The sequence below is a fragment of the Phenylobacterium sp. genome (assembly GCF_046290725.1).
GTDB lineage: Bacteria > Pseudomonadota > Alphaproteobacteria > Caulobacterales > Caulobacteraceae > Phenylobacterium.
Map to the genome: position 1 here is coordinate 1834263 of NZ_JBKBUH010000001.1, position 20802 is coordinate 1855064.

19 protein-coding genes are annotated in these 20802 nt (G+C 70.2%); 5 read left to right on the top strand and 14 right to left on the bottom strand.

Annotated features, from left to right (window positions below):
• A partial coding sequence (locus tag ACK41C_RS09540; protein WP_409653151.1) for a M20/M25/M40 family metallo-hydrolase occupies positions 1-2305 on the bottom strand: 2305 nt, incomplete at its 3' end.
• 123 nt (positions 2306-2428) lie between these two features.
• Positions 2429-3124, bottom strand: coding sequence for a response regulator transcription factor CtrA (gene ctrA / locus ACK41C_RS09545; protein ID WP_409653153.1), 696 nt, complete (start codon positions 3122-3124; stop codon positions 2429-2431).
• 296 nt (positions 3125-3420) lie between these two features.
• On the opposite strand from ctrA, the gene ACK41C_RS09550 reads away from it, so the two are divergent.
• The 4 genes from ACK41C_RS09550 to ACK41C_RS09565 all read left to right on the top strand — a co-directional run bounded on the left by ACK41C_RS09550 (position 3421) and on the right by ACK41C_RS09565 (position 7470).
• The gene (locus tag ACK41C_RS09550) at positions 3421-4563 is read left to right on the top strand and encodes an SDR family oxidoreductase (protein ID WP_409653155.1); all 1143 of its coding nucleotides are present in this window, start codon (positions 3421-3423) and stop codon (positions 4561-4563) included.
• An 83-nt stretch (positions 4564-4646) separates the two neighbouring features.
• The gene (gene fliI / locus ACK41C_RS09555; protein ID WP_409653156.1) at positions 4647-5984 is read left to right on the top strand and encodes a flagellar protein export ATPase FliI; all 1338 of its coding nucleotides are present in this window, start codon (positions 4647-4649) and stop codon (positions 5982-5984) included.
• Positions 5981-6394: a flagellar export protein FliJ gene (locus ACK41C_RS09560; protein ID WP_409653158.1), complete on the top strand. Its 414-nt coding sequence runs from the start codon at positions 5981-5983 to the stop codon at positions 6392-6394. Before fliI ends, ACK41C_RS09560 begins: the two co-directional genes overlap by 4 nt.
• Positions 6391-7470: an endo-1,4-beta-xylanase gene (locus ACK41C_RS09565; RefSeq protein WP_409653160.1), complete on the top strand. Its 1080-nt coding sequence runs from the start codon at positions 6391-6393 to the stop codon at positions 7468-7470. Before ACK41C_RS09560 ends, ACK41C_RS09565 begins: the two co-directional genes overlap by 4 nt.
• On the opposite strand, the gene ACK41C_RS09570 is transcribed toward ACK41C_RS09565, so the two are convergent.
• Entirely contained in the window at positions 7467-7859 is a 393-nt protein-coding gene (locus tag ACK41C_RS09570) for a DUF4282 domain-containing protein (RefSeq protein WP_409653162.1), read from the bottom strand. The genes ACK41C_RS09565 and ACK41C_RS09570 overlap by 4 nt on opposite strands.
• A gap of 124 nt (positions 7860-7983) precedes the next feature.
• On the opposite strand from ACK41C_RS09570, the gene ACK41C_RS09575 reads away from it, so the two are divergent.
• A complete protein-coding gene (locus tag ACK41C_RS09575; RefSeq protein WP_409653163.1) occupies positions 7984-8490 on the top strand; it encodes an N-acetyltransferase family protein in 507 nt (168 codons plus the stop codon).
• On the opposite strand, the gene flhA is transcribed toward ACK41C_RS09575, so the two are convergent.
• The 11 genes from flhA to ACK41C_RS09630 all read right to left on the bottom strand — a co-directional run bounded on the left by flhA (position 8487) and on the right by ACK41C_RS09630 (position 20663).
• A complete protein-coding gene (gene flhA, locus ACK41C_RS09580; RefSeq protein WP_409653164.1) occupies positions 8487-10577 on the bottom strand; it encodes a flagellar biosynthesis protein FlhA in 2091 nt (696 codons plus the stop codon). The genes ACK41C_RS09575 and flhA overlap by 4 nt on opposite strands.
• Complete coding sequence (bla, locus tag ACK41C_RS09585) at positions 10577-11461, bottom strand: class A beta-lactamase (RefSeq protein ID WP_409653165.1); 885 nt, start codon at positions 11459-11461, stop codon at positions 10577-10579. Before bla ends, flhA begins: the two co-directional genes overlap by 1 nt.
• Positions 11458-12825 carry a sigma-54 interaction domain-containing protein gene (locus ACK41C_RS09590; RefSeq protein ID WP_409653167.1) on the bottom strand — a complete coding sequence of 456 codons (1368 nt, stop codon included), beginning with the start codon at positions 12823-12825 and terminating at the stop codon, positions 11458-11460. Before ACK41C_RS09590 ends, bla begins: the two co-directional genes overlap by 4 nt.
• 29 nt (positions 12826-12854) lie before the next feature.
• Positions 12855-13193 carry a flagellar motor switch protein FliN gene (fliN, locus tag ACK41C_RS09595; protein WP_409653169.1) on the bottom strand — a complete coding sequence of 113 codons (339 nt, stop codon included), beginning with the start codon at positions 13191-13193 and terminating at the stop codon, positions 12855-12857.
• A 5-nt stretch (positions 13194-13198) separates the two neighbouring features.
• The gene (locus tag ACK41C_RS09600) at positions 13199-13849 is read right to left on the bottom strand and encodes a flagellar assembly protein FliH (protein ID WP_409653171.1); all 651 of its coding nucleotides are present in this window, start codon (positions 13847-13849) and stop codon (positions 13199-13201) included.
• On the bottom strand, positions 13849-14862 hold the full coding sequence (gene fliG / locus ACK41C_RS09605) for a flagellar motor switch protein FliG (RefSeq protein ID WP_409653173.1): 1014 nt from the start codon (positions 14860-14862) through the stop codon (positions 13849-13851). Before fliG ends, ACK41C_RS09600 begins: the two co-directional genes overlap by 1 nt.
• Before the next feature lie 8 nt (positions 14863-14870).
• Positions 14871-16523, bottom strand: coding sequence for a flagellar basal-body MS-ring/collar protein FliF (gene fliF / locus ACK41C_RS09610; RefSeq protein WP_409653175.1), 1653 nt, complete (start codon positions 16521-16523; stop codon positions 14871-14873).
• A 107-nt stretch (positions 16524-16630) separates the two neighbouring features.
• Entirely contained in the window at positions 16631-18802 is a 2172-nt protein-coding gene (locus ACK41C_RS09615; RefSeq protein ID WP_409653177.1) for a serine hydrolase, read from the bottom strand.
• A gap of 106 nt (positions 18803-18908) precedes the next feature.
• Positions 18909-19676 carry a C13 family peptidase gene (locus ACK41C_RS09620; RefSeq protein ID WP_409653179.1) on the bottom strand — a complete coding sequence of 256 codons (768 nt, stop codon included), beginning with the start codon at positions 19674-19676 and terminating at the stop codon, positions 18909-18911.
• Positions 19677-19681: 5 nt separating this feature from the next.
• A complete protein-coding gene (locus ACK41C_RS09625) occupies positions 19682-20167 on the bottom strand; it encodes a PaaI family thioesterase (RefSeq protein ID WP_409653181.1) in 486 nt (161 codons plus the stop codon).
• Between the two features lie 13 nt (positions 20168-20180).
• Positions 20181-20663 (bottom strand): SspB family protein, encoded by a 483-nt coding sequence (locus tag ACK41C_RS09630; RefSeq protein WP_409653182.1) that lies wholly within the window; start codon positions 20661-20663, stop codon positions 20181-20183.
• Positions 20664-20802 lie beyond the last annotated feature (139 nt).

The window sequence follows — 20802 nt, forward strand, 5'->3', positions numbered from 1 at the left end:
TTTTTTCTTCCCATCCCCCCCCCCCCTTTTCTCCCCCCCCCCCCCCCCCCCCGGGGCCGGACGGGCGCAGGACCAGGACGACCCCCTCCGGCGTGGCGATCCATCGCAGCCGAGCCCATTGGTCGGGCGCCTGCAGCATATCGACCGGCCGGCCGTCCAGCGTGGCCGCGGTCATCGGAACAGAAGCTTTCAGGTCGACCAGCAGGGTGCGGGCCCCGGCGGGCGGAACGGCGCGCAGGGTCAGCAAGCCGTCTTCGCCGCGCGTCAGGGTCACGGTCGGCGCCTGGGCGTCGACGACCGGCGCCGGCGCGGCGGCGACCGGGCGGCGGAAACCGGTGAGGCGGCGCTGGGAAACCTCGCCGTCGTCGGCGCCGAGCACGGCCTGGGTCCAGTCGTCGGGGAAGGGGGTGAAGACCACGCGGTGAGCCCGCCCGGCGGCCGGCTCCACGTGATACGCCGCTCCCACCGGCTTGGGGTGGCGTTCGGTCCAGGGCGGGTCCAGCCGCACCAGGGCGAGTCCGGCGAGGCCCGCGGCGATGACGATCAGGGCCGCGGGGCGGGCGCTCTTCTCATGGTCCCCCGGCTGGGCGAGCGGCCAGACGACCAGAGCCGCCAGCCAGGCGAAGGCGGCCAGCAGCTCGGGCATGTCGAGGCCCAGGAAGACGCCGTGGGCGTAGCCCAGAATCCAGGAGATCCCGAGGCCGGTGAGCACTGCGAGGACCGCTGCGATCAGGACGCCGCGGGCTGCGCCCATGGCCGACGCCGCGGCCGCCAGGCCGGCGACGGCCAGCGGCCAGGCGACGACGAAGGCGGCGGGCGGAGCCAGGATCTGCAGGGCGACCCCGGCGGCGAGGCCGGTGAGGAGGAGCCCGCTCCAGACGCCGGCCACTCCGCCTGGACGCCCGAAGCTGGCCAGGGCGAGCAGGGCGGCCCCGCCGCCGAGGCCGGCGCCGATCGGGTCCCATCCGCCGAACGCCGAACAGCCGAATCCGGCGGCGAGCGCCAGGGCCGCGGCCGGCAGCCGCGTGCGTCCGCGGCCGACCGCTGCGCTGGCGTAGAGCAGGGCGCCGGTCGCGAGCAAGGCGAGCGCGATCTCCCATCGGGTGACCTGGGCGAGAAGGACATGCTGGTCGAGAAACCCCTGCCCGCCCTCCGTCGCGGCACGCCGGGCGAAGCGGAGCAGGGCGGCGGAAAAGGCGATGAGGAACAGCCCGACCCCCAGGCCCTTGACCATGTCGCGCCAGTCCACGGGCTCGCGCCGCCGGGCGCGGATAAAACCGATCAGGGCCAGCAGCGCGGCGGCGGCCAGGACGCCCCAGCCGACGTTCGGCGGATAGGCCAGAATACGATCGCCGAAGGTGGTGGAATAGACGAGGTCCGGCCCCGGCTGGGGCAGGGCCGGGGCGAAGGCCGCCGCACGCGCGACCGCCAGCGCCTCCTGCCCCAGATGCTGCAGCGACCCCCGGTCCAGGTTCTCCGGCGTGGAGCTCGGCATGTGATAGTCGAACTGCCGGCCGATGAACGCGAAGTTCAGGCCTGGCGCTCCGGCTTCCTTCGACACGGTGAAGTCGGTGTCGTTGGGCATGGTTTCGTAGAGGAAGACCGCGAGGGATGAGGACTCCGGCGAAATCGCGTTCCGACGGTAGAGGTCCACTGCTCCGCGGTTGTCCGGCCCGGTCTGGAACATCTGGGCGCGACCGCCGCCGCCGCGGGCCTCCAGGTTGATCATGAAGCCGATGCGGCGGGCCAGGGGGTGCTGGGCGAAGAAGGCCTCGGCGCCCAGCAGACCGGCCTCTTCGCCGTCGGTCAGCAGCAGCACCACGTCGCGGGCGGGCGTACCTTCCGCCTTGAGGGCGCGGGCGATTTCGAGGATCGCGGCGACTCCGGCTGCATCGTCCGCCGCGCCGGGCGACCCCGGTACGCTGTCGTAGTGGGCCATCAGCGCCACGGCGGGCGCCGTCCGGTCGCGGCCCGGCAGGATTCCTATGACGTTCTCAACCGTTCCACCGGCGACGAAGGTTTCGCCGTTGAAGGTCCTATGGAACTGCCCCGGCGCCCGCTGGATCTCGCCTTCGAGGCCGAGGGCCTGCAGCCGCGCCAGCAGATGGTCGCGGACGGCGGCGTTCTCAGGGCTCCCGATCGGATGCGGCGCGCGGGCGACGACCCGGACGTCGGCCATGGCGCGTTCGGCGGAAAAGGTCGTCGGCGGTGCGCTGGCGGGCGCCGGCGGCGGAGTCTGCTCGGCTGCGCGCGCCAGCAGGAAGGCGGCGACCAGCGCCGCGATCAGCGCGAACCATCTCGTCACGGCGCAGTCTCCCAGGTCCCACGCGATGTTTGCCGTGAAGCTAGCGCGATCCGCACCGAAAACGAAAACGCCCGCCGGAGGAGCGGCGGGCGTTCGGAATGCTTCGAAGAGGCGGCTGGGCCGTCAGGCGGCGACCTGGCTCTCCTGCGGGTCGCGCAGCACGTAGCCGCGGCCCCAGACGGTCTCGATGTGGTGCTTGCCCTCGGCGGCGGCCGCCAGCTTCTTGCGCAGCTTGCAGATGAAGACGTCGATGATCTTCAGCTCCGGCTCGTCCATGCCGCCATAGAGGTGGTTCAGGAACATTTCCTTGGTGAGCGTGGTGCCCTTGCGCAGGGAAAGGAGCTCCAGCATCTGGTATTCCTTGCCCGTCAGGTGCACCCGCACGCCGTTCACTTCCACGGTCTTGGCGTCGAGGTTCACCACGATGTCGCCGGTCTTGATGACCGACTGGGCGTGGCCCTTCGACCGGCGGACCACCGCATGGATGCGGGCCACCAGCTCGTCCTTGTGGAAGGGCTTGGTCATGTAGTCGTCGGCGCCGCCGGCGAAAGTCTTCACCTTCGTGTCGATTTCGGCCGTGCCGGACAGGATCATGATCGGCGTGTTGATCTTGGCCACCCGCAGCGTGCGCAGCACTTCCATGCCGCTCATGTCGGGCAGGTTGAGATCGAGGAGGATCAGGTCGTAGTCGTAGATCTTGCCGAGATCGACGCCCTCTTCGCCCAGATCGGTGGTGTAGACGTTGAAGCCCTCGGACTTCAGCATCAATTCGATGCTTTGCGCGGTGGCGCTATCGTCTTCAATCAATAGTACGCGCATTGGCCCCTCCTCGAACGGCAGCGCTTGAAATACCGGATCCTTGGAATCCGCAGGACGCCCCGCCGTTAACCTGCCAGCGAGTTAATTTAAGACCGGTTAATAGTGAAAGGCGTCTGACCGAATCGTTAACGCGGTTTGGGAATCGCCAGCAAGCGCGGCCGTGAGTCGCGGACTCCGGCGCCTGTTGAATCTTTTGTGATTGGACAATCGCGCCGAACGGCGGGGCTGCCGGGCGCCGGAACAGGGCGGGCCGGGGACCGTTTCAGAGGCGACTTCCAGCCAAGCAGGAACGCCCCATGCCTCTGAAACTGAAGCCGCTCGCCGAACAGGTCATCGTCATCACCGGCGCCTCGTCGGGCATCGGGCTCGCCACAGCGCGTCGAGCCGCCAAGGCGGGCGCGGCCGTGGTGCTGGCCGCCCGCAACGAGGACGCGCTACGGGCCATCTGCGACGAGATCAACGCCGAGGGCGGCCGCGCCCATCCGGTGGTCGCCGATGTCGGGAACGCCGAGGACGTCGAGAAGATCGCGCGCGCCGCGCTGGCCCGGTTCGAGCGTATCGACACCTGGATCAACGACGCCGGCGTCGGCCTCTACGCCGAGCTGGTCAATGTGCCCCACGAGGATCATGAGCGGTTGTTCCGCACCAACTATTTCGGCGTCGTCCACGGCAGCCTCGAGGCGGTGAAGCATTTCAAGGCCCGCGGCGGATCGGGCGCCCTGATCAATGTCGGCTCGATCCTGTCGGACATCGCTACGCCGCTGCTCGGTGCCTACGCCGCCTCCAAGCACGCGGTGAAGGGCTTCACCGACGCCCTGAGGATCGAGCTGGAGCGCGAGAAGGCGCCGATCTCCGTCACCCTGATCAAGCCCTCCAGCATCGGCACCCCGTTCTCCGACCACGCGCGGAACCTCATGGACAAGGCCGCCACCGTGCCGCCGCCAGTCTATGCGCCGGAGGTCGTGGCCGACGCCATTCTGCACGCCGCAGCGCATCCGGTGAGGAACCTGACCGTGGGCGCAGGCGGGCGGCAGCTCGTGGTCAGCCATGCGGTCGCGCCGGGACTGGCCGACCGGCTGTTCGGGATCGTGGTGCCGCCGCTCTCCCGCCGGAAGGGCGCCAAGGCCGTGCGCGACAATCTCTATGAGCCGGGCGACGACGGCCGGGTGGACAGCCCGCACGTGAAGGGCCGCAAGTTCAGCCTCTACACCCAGACCCAGAAGCATCCCGCACTCACCTTGGGGCTGGGGGCTTTGGCGGTGGCCGGCGCCGCGGCCTTCCTGGGACGCGGGGTCATCGCGCGTACGGCGCGGCCGATGGTGGCGCGGGCGGTGCGGCCGGTGCTGGTGCGGGCGGCCATGCGGCGTCCGGCCACGGCCGCGCGGCTGGCGGTCCGCCATCCGCGACAGGCGGCCCGGCTCGCCGGCGCCCTGCGCTGATCCGCGCAGGCGGAATCTTCATCCGGAGTTAACGCCGCGGGTAGGATTCTTACCGGGCTGTTCACCCCTGGGGGACTCCTGTCTTGCGCAACCTGGTCGCCGCCGTCGAGCGGATCGATCCGCTGACCGTCTCCGGCCGCGTCGCGGCGGTGAACGGGCTGCTGATCGAAGCCCGCGGCGGGCTGACCCGGCTGGCCGTCGGCGCCCGCGCCGAGATCCGCCGCCTCGGTGATCGGCCGCTGGCCGCCGAGGTGGTCGGTTTCCGGGAGACCCGCGCCCTGCTGATGCCCTTCGGCCCCGTCGAAGGCGTCGCGCCGGGGGCCGAAATCCGCATCGAACCTCTCGGCTCGGCCGTGCGACCCACGACGGCGTGGCTTGGCCGGATCGTCGACGCCTTCGGCGAACCCATCGACGGCAAGGGGCCGCTGCCCCAGGGCCTCGCCGCCTATCCGCTGCGGGCGCCGCCGCCGGCCGCCCACGCCAGGGGCCGGGTGGGCGCGCGGCTGGACCTGGGTGTGCGGGCGATGAACGTCTTCACCACCTGCTGCCGCGGCCAGCGCCTGGGCGTCTTCGCCGGCTCCGGGGTCGGCAAGTCTGTGCTGCTCTCCATGCTGGCCAAGCAGGCCGACTGCGATGCGGTCGTGGTGGGCCTGATCGGCGAACGAGGCCGCGAGGTCCGCGAGTTCATCGAAGAGACCCTGGGCGAGGAGGGGCTGAAGCGCGCCATCGTGGTGGTCGCCACGTCGGACGAGCCGGCCCTGAAACGCCGCCAGGCGGCCTATATGACCCTCGCCATCGCCGAGTTCCTGCGCGACCAGGACCTCGAAGTGCTCTGCCTGATGGATTCCGTCACCCGTTTCGCAATGGCCCAGAGGGAAATCGGCCTGGCCGCCGGCGAGCCGCCGACCACCAAGGGCTATACGCCCACCGTCTTCACCGAGTTGCCGAAGCTGCTGGAGCGGGCCGGCCCGGGGCCGGTGCGCCCGGACGGCACCACGGCCGCGCCGATCACCGGCCTCTTCACCGTTCTGGTGGACGGCGACGACCACAACGAGCCCATCGCCGACGCCGTGCGCGGGATCCTGGATGGGCACATCGTGATGGAGCGCGCCATCGCCGAGCGCGGCCGTTTCCCCGCGATCAACGTGCTGAAGTCGATCAGCCGGACAATGCCCGCCTGCCAGGAGCCGCACGAGCGCGAGATCGTCACGGCGGCGCGCCAAACGCTTTCGGCCTACGCCAATATGGAGGAGCTGATCCGCATCGGCGCCTATCGGCCCGGCGCCGATCCGCAGGTGGACCGGGCGATCCAGCTCAATCCGGCGCTGGAGGCCTTTCTGGCGCAGGACAAGGACGAAGCCACCGGCCTTGAGGCCAGCTTCGCCCGGATGGCCGAAATCCTGATGAGCGAGGCGTCATGAGCTGGGCCAAGTCGCTGGTGAAGCTTTCGACCTACGAGGTCGAGGTTCTGCAGAAGCGCCTGGCGGAGATCGCCGCTCGCCGCCAGCAGGGGGAGATGAAGCTGCTCATCCTGGAAGCCGAAGGCGAGGCCGAGGCCCGCCGCGCCGACTGCGACGCCGAGGCGGGGTGGTACCAGGTCGGCTATATGGAAGGCCTGCGCCTGCGCAAGGCGGCGGTCCAGGCGGAGATCCAGGCCATCGCCCTCGAGGAGGCCGGCGCCCGCGACGCGCTGGCCCAGGCCTTCGAGGAGCAGAAGAAGTACGAGCACATCGCCGAAGGCCTGCGCCTCGCCGAGGTTCGCGAAGTCGCCCGGCTGGAGACCGCCGCCCTCGACGAACTCGGCTTGCGGCGGGCCGCGGGCGGGCGGTGACCGGAACCTCGAGCCGCGCCTTCCCGCCCTCGCGCCGGTTGGTGCTGGGCGGCGCGCTCGGCCTGGCCGCCTGCAACCGGCGTGCGGACGCCCAGGCCTGGCCGGCGGAGGTTCCGCCGCTGAAGCATGTGGCCCCTTTCCCGGTCGGAAGCTGCGTCCAAGCCGGCCAGCTCGACGACCCCGATTGGGTCGTGCTCGCCCGCACCCACGTCTCCCAGCTTACGCCGGAGTGGGAGATGAAGATGGAGTACATCGTCCAGGACGACGGCTCCCTGCGGTTCGACCGCCCCGACCGCATCGCCGCCTTCGCCCGCGAGAACGGCATGCGGCTCTTCGGGCACGCGCTGGTCTGGTACGCCCAGAAGCCAGAAGGCTTCCTGCGCCTGGACGAAAGCCGGGTCAGCTTCGGCAAGGCCTATGACAACTACATCGCCGCGGTCGTAGGCCGCTATCGGGGCGCTTCGGGCTGGGATGTGGTGAACGAGGCGGTGGCAGAGGACGGCGATGGGTGGCGCGACAGCCTTTGGGCCTCTCGCCTAGGCGACCTCGACCACATGGTCAGAGCCTTCAGGGCGGCCAAGGCGGCCGATCCCGACGCTGTTCTTTTCATCAACGACTACAACCTCGAGACCATTCCCCGGAAACTCGAGACATATATGCGCCTGATCGACCGCCTGCTGGCCGCCGGCGCCCCCCTCGACGGGATCGGCTGCCAGACGCACGTGGACGCCGGTCTGGCCGAGGGCGCGCTGGAGCGCACGCTGAACGCGCTCGCCCGCTTCGGCCTGCCCATCCACCTTTCGGAGCTGGACGTCTCGCTGGTGCGGGCGCGCCGCCCGCTGGCCGGCCGATCCGCGTTGGAAGCGGCCCAGGCGCGGGTCTATGCGGAGGCCGCCGCCGCCTTCGCCGCCCTGCCGCGCAGCCAAAGGTTCGCCTTCACTCTCTGGGGCCTACGCGACGGGGACTCCTGGCTGGTGCGCGAGAACGCCTCCGACCGGCCGGTGCCGTTCGACAATACCGGCGCGGCCAAGCCCGCTGCGGCGGCCCTGGCGCGGGCGCTGGCCGGCGGAGGCTAGAGCGGCAGCCCTGGGCGCGAAGGCGGCGGGCCGCCGCGCCCCTGCTCGCTGTCGGCGGCCTGACGCAAGGCGTGCAGGTCGTCGCTGAGCCGAAACAGCGCCACATAGAGTTCGCAGAACGATCGCCACAGCAGGATCATCGCGGCCACCACCAGAAGGCCGGCGATCAGGATCGGGACCGCCAGCAGCTTGCCGATCAGGGTGTCCTCGCGCAGGGCCACGCCGACGGCTGCGCCAAGCGAGCCGAAGGCCACCAGCGCGATCACGCCCAGCCCCGCCCAGTAGATCAGATGGATGACCTGATTGGTCATCAGCCGTTCGAAGGTCAGCAGGTCCCAGAAGACCGAGCCGGGCGAACTGCGACGGGAGGTGGAGGCAGATGGCCGCATTCGATCTCCAACGCTCGGCGACGCACTTGGTCGCATCCGGGCCAAACCGCTAGCAGCCGCCAAGCCGCGCCGCAACGGCGCAGGAGGAGATCGCCTTCCTTGGAGGTCGTGCTAGGCTCGCCTCATGGGAGAAAACCTCGATCTTGCAGGCTGGCGGTTGGAGCCCATCGACGGGGAAGACCGCGCTTTGGTCGAGGTCATCGCTCTGCCGCCGGAGCAGGAGATGTTCGCCGGCTCCCTCGACGAGGTGTTCGGGCGCCTGAACGCCCCCGACTCCGCAGGCGTCGAGCAGGGCTTTGCGGTTATCGCGCCCGACGGCGCCGTGGTCGGCTTCTTCGTGCTGCGCGATGGCCTGCGCCGGCCGCCCTGGGCGGCGCCGGGGGCGGTCACGCTGCATTCCTTCCGCGTGCGGCCGGGCTTGCAGGGCAAGGGGATCGGGCGGCGCTGCATCGCTCTGCTTGAGGAATGGCTGGCGCGGGAGCGGCCGGTCCAGCCTCAGCTGATGCTGGCGGTCAACGCCCGCAACGAGGGCGCCATCGCCGCCTACGGCCGGATGGGTTTCGTCGACACCGGCGTGCGCCACGACGAGGGGTACGGTCCGCAATACGTCTTCGCCAAGCCGTTGAGTTAGATTTGGCCGACGGTCTTCAGCCGCGCCTTGGGATGAATCTCGTTCTGGCTGAGCACCGGCGTCTGGCCGCGGAAGCGCTCGATGATCGAACGGACATAGGGCCGGATCTGCGGGCTGGTCAGCAGCACGGGTGACTCGCCGGCCAGCGCCGCGCGTTCGAAGGTGTCGCGGACGCCCCGGATGAAATCCTGCAGGCGCGAGGGCGCAAGCGCGAGCTGCTTCTCCTCGCCCTGGCCGATCAGGCTCTCGGCGAAGGCGTTCTCCCAGTCGCCCGACAGGGTGACGATCGGCAGGGCCCCGTCGTCGCCGCGATAGGCGAAGGAGAGCTGGCGGGCCAGCCGCGAGCGGACGTGCTCGACCAGCAGGGTGATGGACTGGGTGTGCGGCGCGGCCTCGCCCAGGCCTTCCAGGATCGCCGGCAGGTCGCGGATGGAGACGTGCTCGCGCAGCAGGGCCTGCAGCACCCGCTGGACGGTGGTGGCCGAGACCACGCCGGGGATCAGATCCTCGACCAGCTTCTTCTGCTCGGGCGGCAGCTCCTTCAGGAGCTTCTGCACCTCGGCGTAAGACAGCAGGTCGGCCATGTTCTCCTTGAGAATCTCGGTCAGGTGGGTGGTCAGCACCGTGGCCGGATCGACGATGGTGTAGCCGCGGAAGGTCGCCTCCTCGCGCATGGATTCGTCGATCCATGTGGCCGGCAGGCCGAAGGCCGGCTCGCGCATGTGTTCGCCCGGCAGCTCCACCTGGCCGCCGGAGGGGTCCATGGCCATCAGCGAACCCAGCCGCACCTCGCCCTGGCCGCACTCCATCTCCTTGATGCGGATCAGATAGCCCTGGGAAGGCAGGCGCATGTTGTCGAGGATCCGCACCGCCGGCATGACGAAGCCGTAGTCGGCCGCCAGGGTGCGGCGCAGGGCCTTGATCTGGTCGGTGAGACGCCGGCCCTCGAGGTCGTTGATCAGCTGCAGCAGCCCATAACCCAGCTCGATCTTGATCTCGTCGATGGCCAGGGACTGGCTGATCGGCTCTTCCTGCTCCTCGGCCGGGGCGGCGGGCGCGATTTCTGCGGCGGGGATCTCCAGCGGCGCCTGCGACCGGCGCCAGGCCAGATAACCCGCCCCGCCCGCCAGCGCCGCGAAGGGCAGCATCGGCATGCCGGGGATGAAGGCGATGACGCCGGAGGCGGCTGAGACCACGCCCAGGCTGACCGGGTTCATGGCCAGCTGGGCCACCAGCGCCTTGTCGGCCGAGCCGTCGACGCCGGCCTTCGAGACCAGGAAGCCCGCGGCGATGGAGATCACCAGGGCCGGGATCTGGCTGACCAGACCGTCGCCGATGGTCATGATCGTGTAGGAGGCGGCCGCCTGGGAAAGCGGGACCTTGTGCTGCATCACCCCGATCAGGATGCCGCCCAGCACGTTGATCGCCACGATGATCAGGCCGGCGATGGCGTCGCCGCGCACGAACTTCGAGGCGCCGTCCATGGCCCCGAAGAAGGTGGATTCCTGCTCCAGCTCCTTGCGCCGCTTCTTGGCGTCGGCCTCGTCGATCAGGCCGGCCGACAGGTCGGCGTCGATGGCCATCTGCTTGCCGGGCATGGAGTCCAGTGTGAAGCGGGCGGCCACTTCGGCGATCCGCCCGGAACCCTTGGTGATGACCACGAAGTTCACGATCACCAGGATGAAGAAGACGATCAGGCCGATGACGAAATTCCCGCCCATCATCAGCTTGCCGAAGCTTTCGATGATCTGACCGGCGCCGTGCGCCCCCTCGTGCCCGTGACCGAGGATCAGACGGGTCGAGGCGATGTTCAGCCCCAGCCGATAGAGGGTGGCGACCAGCAGCACCGTCGGGAAGGCCGTGAACTCCAAAGGCTTCTTGATGAGCAGCGAGGTCATCAGGATCAGCACCGAGGAGGTGATCGAGATCGCCAGCAGCAGGTCGAGCAGGAAGGCCGGGATCGGCAGGATCAGCAGCACGACGATGCCGATGACGCCCACCGCCAGCGCCACCTCGCTGCGGAACACCCAGCCCATGACTTCGCGTGGGCTCGGGCGATTGGACCCCAGCGCGCCGACGTCGGCCATCAGACGGCTCCCGGCCGGAAGGTTTCGACGATGATCCGCCCGACCTCGGCGAGCACAGCCTCGCGCTCGGCGAAGGGGGCCGCCGTTTCGGTCAGGTAGGCCGCCATGACGATCGGCCCTCCCGTGGGCGGCCAGAAGACCGCGACGTCGTTGGTCGAGCCGTTCTCGCCCGTGCCGGTCTTGTCGCCAGCGCGCCAGTCGGCGGGCGCGGTCTTGCGCAGCCGGTTCCGCCCGGTGGGCGACGCCTCCATCCAACCGATCAGCCGCTCGCGCGAGGCGGGCGACAGCGCCGAGCCGATCGTCAGCTTCTGGAGGGTGCGAACCATCGCCGCTGGCGTGGTGGTGTCGCGCGGATCGCCGGCGATGGCCGAGTTGAGCTCGGTCTCCCAGCGATCGAGACGCGTGGTGCGGTCGCCCAGCCGGCGAAGGTGGGCGGTGAACCCCGCCGGCCCTCCGAGGGTCTTCAGCAGGAGGTTCCCCGCCGGATTGTCGCTGAGCTCGACCGTGGCCTTGCAGAGCGCCTCCACCGACAGAGAGCCCTCGGCCAAGTGTTTTTCCGTCACCGGCGCGTGCGAGACCATGTCGGCCTCGGAATAGGCGATCCGGCGGTCCAGGCGCTCCAGTCCGCGGTCGACGCGCGCCAGGACGGCGCCGGCCAGCAGCGCCTTGAAGGTGGAACACATGGCGAAGCGCTCGCCCGCACGGTGCGTCAGCCGCCGCCCGGTGGCGACGTCGACCGCGCACACGCCCAGCCGGCCGCCGGAGCGCGCCTCGAGTTCGCCCAAGGGGCCGGCGGCGTGCGCCGGGCCGGCGGTCAGCAGAACGGCCGCGCCGCCGATCAGGACGGCGCGCCTGGGCGCTCCCCGGGGCCGCTCGCCGCTCACGCCGCGCTCGCGCCCATCTGCGGCGCGGGGACGCTCACGCCGGCTTCGGAATATTCCTTCAGCTTGTTGCGCAGGGTGCGGATGGAGATGCCCAGGATGTTGGCCGCGTGGGTGCGGTTGCCCAGGCAGTGCTCCAGGGTGTCGAGGATCAGCTGCTGCTCCATGGCCGCCACGGTCTGGCCGACGAAGGCGCGGGTGGCGGTCTCCGCGGCGAGGCTCGCGGCCTGGGCGGCGCGGGCGCCGGCGTCGGGTGCGGCCATTGGCTGACCGTCCGGCAGGCGGATGGCGGTCTCCTCGATCTCGGGGCCGATGGAGAGCAGCACCGCCCGGTGCATGGCGTTCTCCAGTTCGCGCACATTGCCGGGCCAACGATGGGAGGCCAGGCGCCGCTTGGCTTCGGCCGACAGCGGGCGGTCGGGCACGCCGTTGGCCTTGGCGTATTTCTTGGCGAAGTGCTCGGCCAGCGCCAGCACGTCGCCCGGACGCTCCCGCAGCGGCGGCAGGCGCAGGTTCACGACGTTGAGGCGATAGAGCAGGTCTTCGCGGAAGGTCCCCTCGCGAACGGCCTGAGCCAGGTCGCGGTTGGAGGTGGCGAGGATGCGGATGTCCACCTTGACGGGCTTGGAGCCGCCGACGCGGTCGATCTCGCGCTCCTGGATCGCGCGCAGCAGCTTGGCCTGCAGACGGGCGTCCATCTCCGAGATTTCGTCCAGCAGCAGGGTGCCGCCGTTGGCTTCCTCGAACTTGCCGATCCGGCGGGCCACCGCGCCGGTGAAGGCGCCTTTCTCGTGACCGAACAGCTCGCTTTCCAGCAGGTTTTCGGGGATTGCGGCGCAGTTGACGCTGATGAACGGGCGGCTAGCGCGGCGCGACTTCTGGTGCACGTAACGGGCGATGACTTCCTTACCCGAGCCGCTTTCCCCGGTGATCAGGATGGAGGCTTCGGAGGCAGCCACCTGGTCGGCCATGGCGATCACCGACTGCATGGCGGCGTCGCGCACCACCATCGGCCGGTTGTCGTCGGAGACGGCCGCCAGCACCGCGGCGATCATCTCGGCCTCGGGGGGCAGCGGGATGAACTCCTTGGCCCCGGCGCGGATCGCGTCGGCGGCCTTCTTCGCGTCGTTGTCCACGCCGCAGGCCACGACCGGCACGCGGATGCGCTCCGCCTCGTTGGCCTCGATCAGGGCGCCGATGTCGAGATCGTAATCGACCAACAGCAGGTCGGCGCCCTGGCCGGCGCGCAGGGCGTGGGTGGCCGCGGAGATCGACTCCACGTGGCTCACCTTGGCCCCTGCGCTCATCGCCATCTTCACGGCGGTGGAGAGCTGCCCGTTCAGTTTTCCGACGACCAGAAGCCGCATGTTCCTGTCTCCTCGTCACACCTGGGGCTTCAGCCCTGGGCGTCGCCGTCCTTGATGATTTCGGTCATGGTCACGCCCAGGCGATCGTCGACGATGACGACCTCGCCGCGGGCCACGAGCCGGTTGTTCACATAGATATCGATCGCCTCACCGACTTTCCGGTCCAGGTCGAGCACGCTGCCCGAGGACAGCTGCAGCAGCTGCGACACCGAAAGCGTCGCCCGGCCCAGCACCGCCGAGATCGAGACCGGCACGTCGAAGACCGGCGCCAGATCGGTGGCGGTCTTCTCCTCCAGCTCCGTCGCCAGTTCGGCGAGCGGGTTTTCGGAGGGGGCGAATTCGTCGAGCTTGAGTTCGTTGTCGGGCATGGCGGTCAGCTTTCGCTTCCGGGGATCAGGGGTTCGGCGTGCAGGCCCTCGGCGGCCAGCGCCGCGTCCAGGGCTGCGGCCACGCGCTCGGCGGCGGCATGCGGGTCGAAGCTGGCGGCGCCGTCGCCGAAGTCGAGATTGAAGGCCGCCTGCGGCAGGCCAGGCTGGGCCCGCACCTGGATCGCGCCGGGATAGCCGATGGCCTGGGCGGTCTCTTCCACCGCCGCCTGCAGCGCTTCGGCAAGTTCAGGCGGTGCGGAGACGACGAGGCGCGGGGCGGCCTCGATCTCGCGCGCCAGGCTTTCCAGGGCCGCCCGGATCGGGGCCTCGGGGAAGCGTTCCAGGGCGGCGGCGGCGATGGAGCGCGCGCAGGCGAGCGCCAACTCCGCGGAGTGGGTGCGATGGTCGTGGGCGACGGCGGCCAGGGTGGGCATGGCGGCCCCGGCGGCGGCGGCGATCTGCGCCAGGGCCTGGGCCTGCAGCGCCTGCATGGAGGCGAGCGCCGCCTGCTGGCCCTCGGCATAGGCCTGGGCGCGGATCTGCTCGACTTCCTCGGCCGGAAACAGTCGCTTGGGCCGCGGCGCCTCGAAGGCCACGTCGCCGGCGCCGTCGAAGACGGTGTCGAACTCGAACTTGCGGGGGGCGGGCTGGGTCATCAGTAGATCAGCTCATCCTCGCCGCCGGAGCCGGCCAGCATGATCTCGCCCTTGGCCGCCAGATCCTTGGCGACCTGCACCATGGCCATCTGAGCCTGGTCGACGTCGCGCAGGCGGACCGGGCCCATGGTCTCCATGTCCTCGCGCATGATCTTCGCCGCCCGCTCGGACATATTGGAGAAGAACATTTCGCGCAGGGAATCCGAGGCGCCCTTCAGGGCCAGGGCCAGCTGGTCCTTCTCACAGGCCCGCAGCAGAGTCTGGACGCCGCCAGGATCGAGCTTGGAGAGGTCTTCGAAGACGAACATCAGCGCACGGATGCGCTCGGCGCTCTCGCGGTTGCGCTCCTCCAGGGCGGCCAGGAACCGGGCCTCGGTCTGGCGATCGAAGGCGTTGAAGATGTCGGCCATCATCTCGTGGCTGTCGCGCTTGGAGGTGCGCGCCAGGTTCGACATGAATTCGGTCCGGAGGGTCTGTTCGATCTTGTCGAGGATCTCGCGCTGGACCGGCTCCATGCGCAGCATCCGGGTCACGCATTCCAGGGCGAAGTCTTCCGGCAGCGCGGCCAGCACGCGCGCGGCGTGGTCGGACTTGACCTTGGACAGCACCACCGCGACGGTCTGCGGGTATTCGTTCTTCAGGTAGTTGGCGAGCACGGCCTCGTTCACGTTGCCGAGCTTGTCCCACATGGTCCGGCCGGCAGGCCCGCGGATCTCCTCCATCAGGCTGTCGACCTTCTCCGGCGGCAGGAAGGCCTGCAGCAGGCGCTGGGTCTGCTCGAAGGAGCCCATGATCGCCCCGGCGCCCGACATGCCGGAGATGAAGTCGACCAATAGCTGCTCGACGACGCCGGAGGAGACCGTGCCGAGGCTCGCCATGGCCTGGGAGATCTCCTTGATCTCCTCCTCGTCCAGGTGCGACCAGATGGTGGTGTGATCCTCCCCGAGCGAAAGGAGGATGACGGCCGCCTTCTCCGGCCCACTGAGCTTCGAAGGGTCGTTGATGCTCTTCACGCGCGCGTTCACGTGGTTTCGTGCAGCCAGGTGCGCAGCAGCGACACCGACTCCTCAGGGTGGTTTTCGACGAACTCGGCCACGCGCTTGACCGAGGAGGCCTTCACCTGGCCTTCGATCCGCGCGATGTCGATGCGCTGTTCCAGCTCGTTGCCCGGGCCGGGCAGGGCCAGCGGCTCGCCCGTGGTCGGGTCCACCGCGATCTGGGCCTGGCCGCCGTCGGCGGTGGTCACCAGGCGGGTGACGGCGCCGGGAGCCGTAAGCGGCGGCAGATTGCGGCCGCCACCGCCGCCGGTGTTCTTCAGCAGCGGCCGGACGACGAAGAACATCATGAGGATGGCGACCAGCGCCAGGATGACCAGCTCCACCGCCCGCATGATGTCGTTCTTGTCGAAGCCCATCAGCGGGTTTGCGGCCTCTACGCCGCCCTGGGCGTCGGCGGTGGGAAAGCGGACATTGACCACCGTCACCTGATCGCCGCGGTCTGCGTCGAAGCCGACGGCGGCGCGGACCAGCTGCTCGATACGCTGCATCTCCTCGGCGCTGCGGGGGGTGTAGGCGCCAGGCTGGCCGTTCTCGCCGGGGGCGACGACGCCGTCGATGGCCACGGCCACCGACACGCGCTTCACCTGGCCCGGCGCGCGGATCTCGGTGCGGGTGGTCTTGGAAATCTCGTAATTGGTGGTGGTCTGGGTCGAGCCGCTGGCCGAGCTCGTCTGGTTCTCCTCGCCGTCCAGCACGCCGCCGGGGATGTTGGCGCTGGCCGAGACGCCGCCGGCGCCCAGCGGCTGGCTCTCGCGGGCGTTCTCCTCGGTCGTGCTTTCGGAGCGGACCACCTGGCCGTCGGGGTCGAACGTCTCCTCCTGCACAGTCACCTGGGCAAGGTCGAGGTCGGCCGTGACGTTGACGCGCGCCTTGCCGGGGCCGACGACCCCTTCCACCAGGCCCTTCACGGTCTTGGCGATGCGCTGTTCCACTTCGTTGCGGCGCGCCTCCGCCGCGCCGCCGGCGAAGCTGTCGTCGCCGCCGGAGAGCGTGCGGCCATGCTGGTCCACCACCGTCACCCGGTCGGGCGGCAGGTTCGGCACGGCGCCGGCGATGAGGTTCTGGACGGCCTTCACCTTCTGGGCGTCGGGCTCGCGCCCGCCCACGCCGATGGTCACCGCCGCCGTCGGCTGCTCGGCGGCCTCCTCGAAGAGCTGGCGGCGGGGCAGGACCAGGTGCACGCGGGCCGAGGTCACCCCGTCCAAGCCCATGATGGTGCGGGCGAGCTCCCCTTCCAGCGCCCGCTGCCGGTTGAGCTGCTGGACGAAATCGGTCTGGCCCAGAGTGTTGGAGTTGTCGAAGATCTCGTAGCCGACCGAGCCGGTGGTCGGCAGGCCCTTGCCGGACAGCATCAGGCGGGTGGAGGCGACCCGGTCGCGCGGCACCATGATGGTCGAGCCGTCGCCCTTCACCTCGTACTTCACGCCCGACTGGTCGAGCGCGGCGGTGATCGCCGAGGCTTCCTTCAGGTCCAGGTTGGAATAGAGCAGGGCCTTGGGTTCGCCCAGGTTCATGGTCAGGGCGAACAGGGCCGCGGCCACGCCGGCGCCGATCCCGAGGATGGCGGCCAGCCGGCCGATCCCGAACCTTTGCAAGGCGGCGCCGAAGCTCTCCAAGGCAATCCCCCGATACGCGGGGTCGAAAGGTCTCGCCCGCCACTAGGCAGGATTTACCCAGTGCTTGGTAAACGCCGAGTTTAAGGGTTGCAGGAAATCGGTGGGGTTTATCCGCTCCAGGGCGTCAGGGCGCCCCAGAAGCCGAGAACCAGGGCGAAGGCGGCATAGAGCAAGGCCGTGTAGGTGAAGCCGAGCTTGCGCAGCGGGCTCCAGGAATCCACCCGCCGTCCACCGCGCCAGACCGGCGGCGTCAGGGCCAGCCCGACCACGGTCAGGGCCGAGGCCAGCAGGACGCAGGCCGAGGCGATCACCAGCCAGGGGCCCGGCCAGCCATAGACCACGCGGGCCACGTCGGCGGTCCCGGCGGCCCAGACGGCGAACAGGACCATGGCGGCCAGCCAGAGGACGGCCTGGGTGTTCTGCACAAGGCTCGCCTGGCGCTGCACCGAGGTCTGCCGGAATTCGCGGCGGTTGCGGACGACCACGCCGACCAGCGTTCCGATGGCGGCGACGCCGGCGAAGGCCGCGAGGATCGCCAGCGTCGCGGGGTGTTTCCAGAAGGGCGCACGCTCATAGGTCTGCGCCCCGTTCTCCGGAAGGATGCGGCGGGCTTTTCCGTCGGACATCTCGAAGACCAGCCGTTCGTCGCCGATGGCGGCCACGAACCGACCGGCCCGGGGATCGCCTTCGGGAACCCAGATGCGCGTGCGCCCCTCGCGCTGGGTGACCAGCTTGCCGTCCGGGGTCACCGAGACCTCGAGGCCGGTGCGAAGCAGGCCCACGAAGCCTTCCAGCCCGCCATAGGCCCGACGGGTTCCGACATAATAGCCCTCGTAAAGGTCGCGGGCGGCGATCAGGCCGCGGACGCCCTCGCGGGGCGGCGGCTCCGGCGCGGCGTAGAATTGCTGGATGAGCTGGTTGGGCAGTTGCTGGGCCAGGTCGCCGCCGGTTTCCGTGTTGGCGGCCACGAAGATCCCGAGGTTCAGGTCCGGCACGACCACCATGTTGGAGACGAAGGACAGGGTCGCGCCCGAATGGCCGAAACCGCTCAAGCCTCCGGGGAGGGCGTATTCGGCGAAGCCGTGGCGCCAGCCGTTCACGCCCGAGGGCGTGCGCCGCAAGGGCGTGCGGAAGGCCTGGGCCGTGCGGGGGCCGTAGATCTCGGCGCCCTCCAGCGCGCCGCCGTTGAGCAGGAGCTGCATGTAGCGCGCCATGTCGCCGGCGGTCGACGAGGCCGACCCCGCGGGGGCGATGTGGCCGATGTGTTCGAAGTCGCGGGCCGCGAAGCCCGTAGGCGTCCAGCGGAAGCCGGTGGAAAGGTCCTGGGCGAGCGCCGGGGGCATGGGCGCGGGGATGCCCGCCTTCGGCGGATGCGGCTCGCGGAAGGTGGTGCGGTTCATGCCGGCCGGGCGGAAGATGCGGGTCTCCGCGTACTGCTCGAACGGGGCGCCGGAAACGTAGGCCACCACCTGGCCGGCCAAAGCCGCGCCATAGTTCGAATAGACTGACTGGGCGCCCGGCGGGCGCACCCGACGGGGACGTTCCTGGCGCAGGTATTCCGCCAGCGGCCGCTCGCGGGCGAAGTCGCGCTCGAAGAGGTGGCCCAGGGCCCGGTCCTCGAACCCGGCCGAATGATCCATGAGGTTCGCCACGCGGATCGGGGTGTGGAAGCCCTGGTCGCGGATCTGCAGGGTCTCGGGCAGGTGCAGGTTCAGCGGCGCGTCCAGGCGGACGTGGCCGGCCTCCACCTCCTTCATCAGGGCGATCCAGGTGAAGGTCTTGGAGATGGAGCCGATCCGGAACAGGGTCCGGTCGGGGTCGACCCGTCGGGCGGGATCGAGGCTGGCGAACCCGTAGCCCTTCTTCAGCACCACCTGGCCGTTCTGGATCACCGAAACGGTAACGCCGGCGATGTGCTCCCGGGCCATGGCTTCGCGGACGACCCCGTCCACATAGGCCTCGAGCTCGGCGGCGGGCAGGAATTCCTCCCGGGCGAGCCGGGCCTGGGCGGTCGGGGCCGCTGAGGGGTTGGCTTCGACGAGACCGGAAGCCGTCGGGGGCGGGGACGGTGCGGGCGCGGCGGGCGGCGACGCCGGCGCAGCGGCGCGCGGCCGCGGCGCCGGCTGCAGGCTGGTATAGGGAACCGGGCCCTTGGTCGGAGGGGCCGCCGCCGGGGCGGGCGTGACCGCGGGTTCCTGCGGCTCCACGCCTTCCTGCGCCACGGCCGGCCCGGTCAGAAGCGCAAGGGCCGTGACGGCCGCTTTGACGAGAGAACGCATCGGTCGAGGAAACCCGCTAAGCCCCTGTTCGAGTCGCTAGTTGTAGAGCGGTGCGGCCCCCGGGCGCTAGCCGTCGCACGGATCGATTCGCCGTCGCCGCCTGCGGCTAATCCGTGGGCGTGACGCCGCCCGGAAAGGCGTAGAGCGGCAGCATCGGCCGCAGGGCCGCGCCGATCCAGACCTGGGGTTCGGACGGCGGCGTCATCCCTTCCTTCACCTCGCGTTCCGCCACGCAGGCCCGCACCGCCGAGGCCAGGCCCACGAAGTCGGACGCCCGGGGCGTGGTCTGCAGCACGCAGTCGTCGAAATAGGGATAGCGGTCGGCCTCGCCGCAGCCGAAGGAGGTGCGGTCGGGCCGCGCGGCGGTCAGCACCATGCGGTTGGGCTGGGCCAGGGGCCGGACGAACACCCCCGAATAGCAGGCCGAGACCACCACCACGGTCGGCCGCGCGCCGCAGGTCGTGTCCAGCATCCGCGCCAGTATGGCGGGCGTCAGCACGGTCTCGTCCACCAGCACTCCCTGCGGGGCTCCGTGCGAGGTGAAATAGACCAGGCACCCGCCGGCGGCCCGGCCGGACAGCTCGCCCAGCGCCTGGTAGATCCCCCGCGGTTCGGACTTCGAGGGCCGGTCGCGATAGCGCTCGGGGCGGACGGAGAACTGGCGGATGTTGGCTGGGGCGAAGCCCAGCCTCTGCAGCTCTCGCGAGACGTCGCGGCGGGCGTTGTCGAAGGCCTCGGTCGGTCCGCCGTTCGACCCCTTCCAGTCTCCGGCGACGACGACGGCGGCCCAGTCGGCGAACGCCCCGGCGGCGGCGGGACTGGCGAGACCCAGCGCCAGGGCGACGAGCGCGGCGATGAGGCCGGCCCGCCGCATCGCGCCTACTTCTTGTACTGGACGAAGGGGGTGGGCACCGCCGTCCCGGTCGCCTTGGCCACCAGCCGCCCCTCGGCGTCGTAGAGCTCGCCCTCGGTGAAGGCGATGGTGCGGCCCCACTTGGCCACCCTGCCGATCCCCTTCAGCTTTCCGGGCAGGGCCGGGCGGAAGAAGGTGGTCTTCATCTCCGCGGTCGGCGCCACATGGGTCATGCCTGAGGCCACCATGCAGGCCACGCTCATGCACTCGTCCAGCATGGCGCAGAGATAGCCGCCCTGGACCTGGCGCATCGGGTTGAGCAGCAGTTCCGCCTTGGCCTCGAATTCCACCTCCACGGACTTTTCGGCCTGGCAGACGGCGACCAGATGGAAGCCGAGCGTCTGGGATCCGGTGGGCTGGTTCTTGGTGCGGTGGAAGCGCGCCAGGATCGCCTCGTCGGTCAGGGCCTGCGGCTCGTCGGCCTTTGTCTGCGGCGCGGCGACGTCGGTCATCGGGAAATCGGGCTCACTTCTTGCGGAAGGTGTCGAGCGAAACGACGTTCGGCGCGTCGGGATCGGTCTCGGCGGGGGCGGCTTCTGCGGCGGGCGGCTTGGGCTCGGCCTCGGCCGCAGCGGCCGGGGCCTCGAACTGCAGCAGGAACTGGACGCTGGGGTCGTAGAACCGCGTCACCGCCGCATAGGGGACCGAGAGCCGCTTGGGCTGGCCGCCGAACTTGAGCGTGACGGAGAAGAAGGTCTCCCCCGGCGCCAGGTCCCAATACTGGTGCTGCAGGACGATGGTCATTTCGTCCGGGTACTTGCCCAGGAGGTCGTTCGGCCCCGACACGCCCGGCGCCTTGGTCTTGAAGGTGATGTAGAAGTGGTGCGCGCCCGGCAGGCCGTCCGGGGCGGCGGCCCGCTTCAGAGCGCTCTTGACCACGCCGCGCAGGGCCTCCTGGGCCAGCGCCTCGTAGTGCATCTGGTCTTGGGCCGGCGGCTCCTGGGCCATGGGATCTCCGATGAACGCGAAACTGCGCGAAGGGTAGCGTTTCGCCGCCGCGGCGCAAGGCGGCTCGCGTGCAGGATGCGCCGGAGGTCGGGCGAAATTGGGGAGAGAGAAGTGGGGGCTTCTGTCGCCAGGCGCCCCT

Excerpts from the sequence above, each read along its gene's own strand:
- ACK41C_RS09575 (WP_409653163.1), top strand. The coding sequence starts at position 7,984 with ATGGGAGAAAACCTCGATCTTGCAGGCTGGCGGTTGGAGCCCATCGAC.
- ctrA (WP_409653153.1), bottom strand. The coding sequence starts at position 3,124 with ATGCGCGTACTATTGATTGAAGACGATAGCGCCACCGCGCAAAGCATC.
- ACK41C_RS09570 (WP_409653162.1), bottom strand. The coding sequence starts at position 7,859 with ATGCGGCCATCTGCCTCCACCTCCCGTCGCAGTTCGCCCGGCTCGGTC.
- fliN (WP_409653169.1), bottom strand. The coding sequence starts at position 13,193 with ATGCCCGACAACGAACTCAAGCTCGACGAATTCGCCCCCTCCGAAAAC.
- ACK41C_RS09630 (WP_409653182.1), bottom strand. The coding sequence starts at position 20,663 with ATGGCCCAGGAGCCGCCGGCCCAAGACCAGATGCACTACGAGGCGCTG.
- ACK41C_RS09625 (WP_409653181.1), bottom strand. The coding sequence starts at position 20,167 with ATGACCGACGTCGCCGCGCCGCAGACAAAGGCCGACGAGCCGCAGGCC.
- ACK41C_RS09600 (WP_409653171.1), bottom strand. The coding sequence starts at position 13,849 with ATGACCCAGCCCGCCCCCCGCAAGTTCGAGTTCGACACCGTCTTCGAC.
- ACK41C_RS09590 (WP_409653167.1), bottom strand. The coding sequence starts at position 12,825 with ATGCGGCTTCTGGTCGTCGGAAAACTGAACGGGCAGCTCTCCACCGCC.
- ACK41C_RS09550 (WP_409653155.1), top strand. The coding sequence starts at position 3,421 with ATGCCTCTGAAACTGAAGCCGCTCGCCGAACAGGTCATCGTCATCACC.
- ACK41C_RS09620 (WP_409653179.1), bottom strand. The coding sequence starts at position 19,676 with ATGCGGCGGGCCGGCCTCATCGCCGCGCTCGTCGCCCTGGCGCTGGGT.
- ACK41C_RS09560 (WP_409653158.1), top strand. The coding sequence starts at position 5,981 with ATGAGCTGGGCCAAGTCGCTGGTGAAGCTTTCGACCTACGAGGTCGAG.
- flhA (WP_409653164.1), bottom strand. The coding sequence starts at position 10,577 with ATGGCCGACGTCGGCGCGCTGGGGTCCAATCGCCCGAGCCCACGCGAA.
- ACK41C_RS09615 (WP_409653177.1), bottom strand. The coding sequence starts at position 18,802 with ATGCGTTCTCTCGTCAAAGCGGCCGTCACGGCCCTTGCGCTTCTGACC.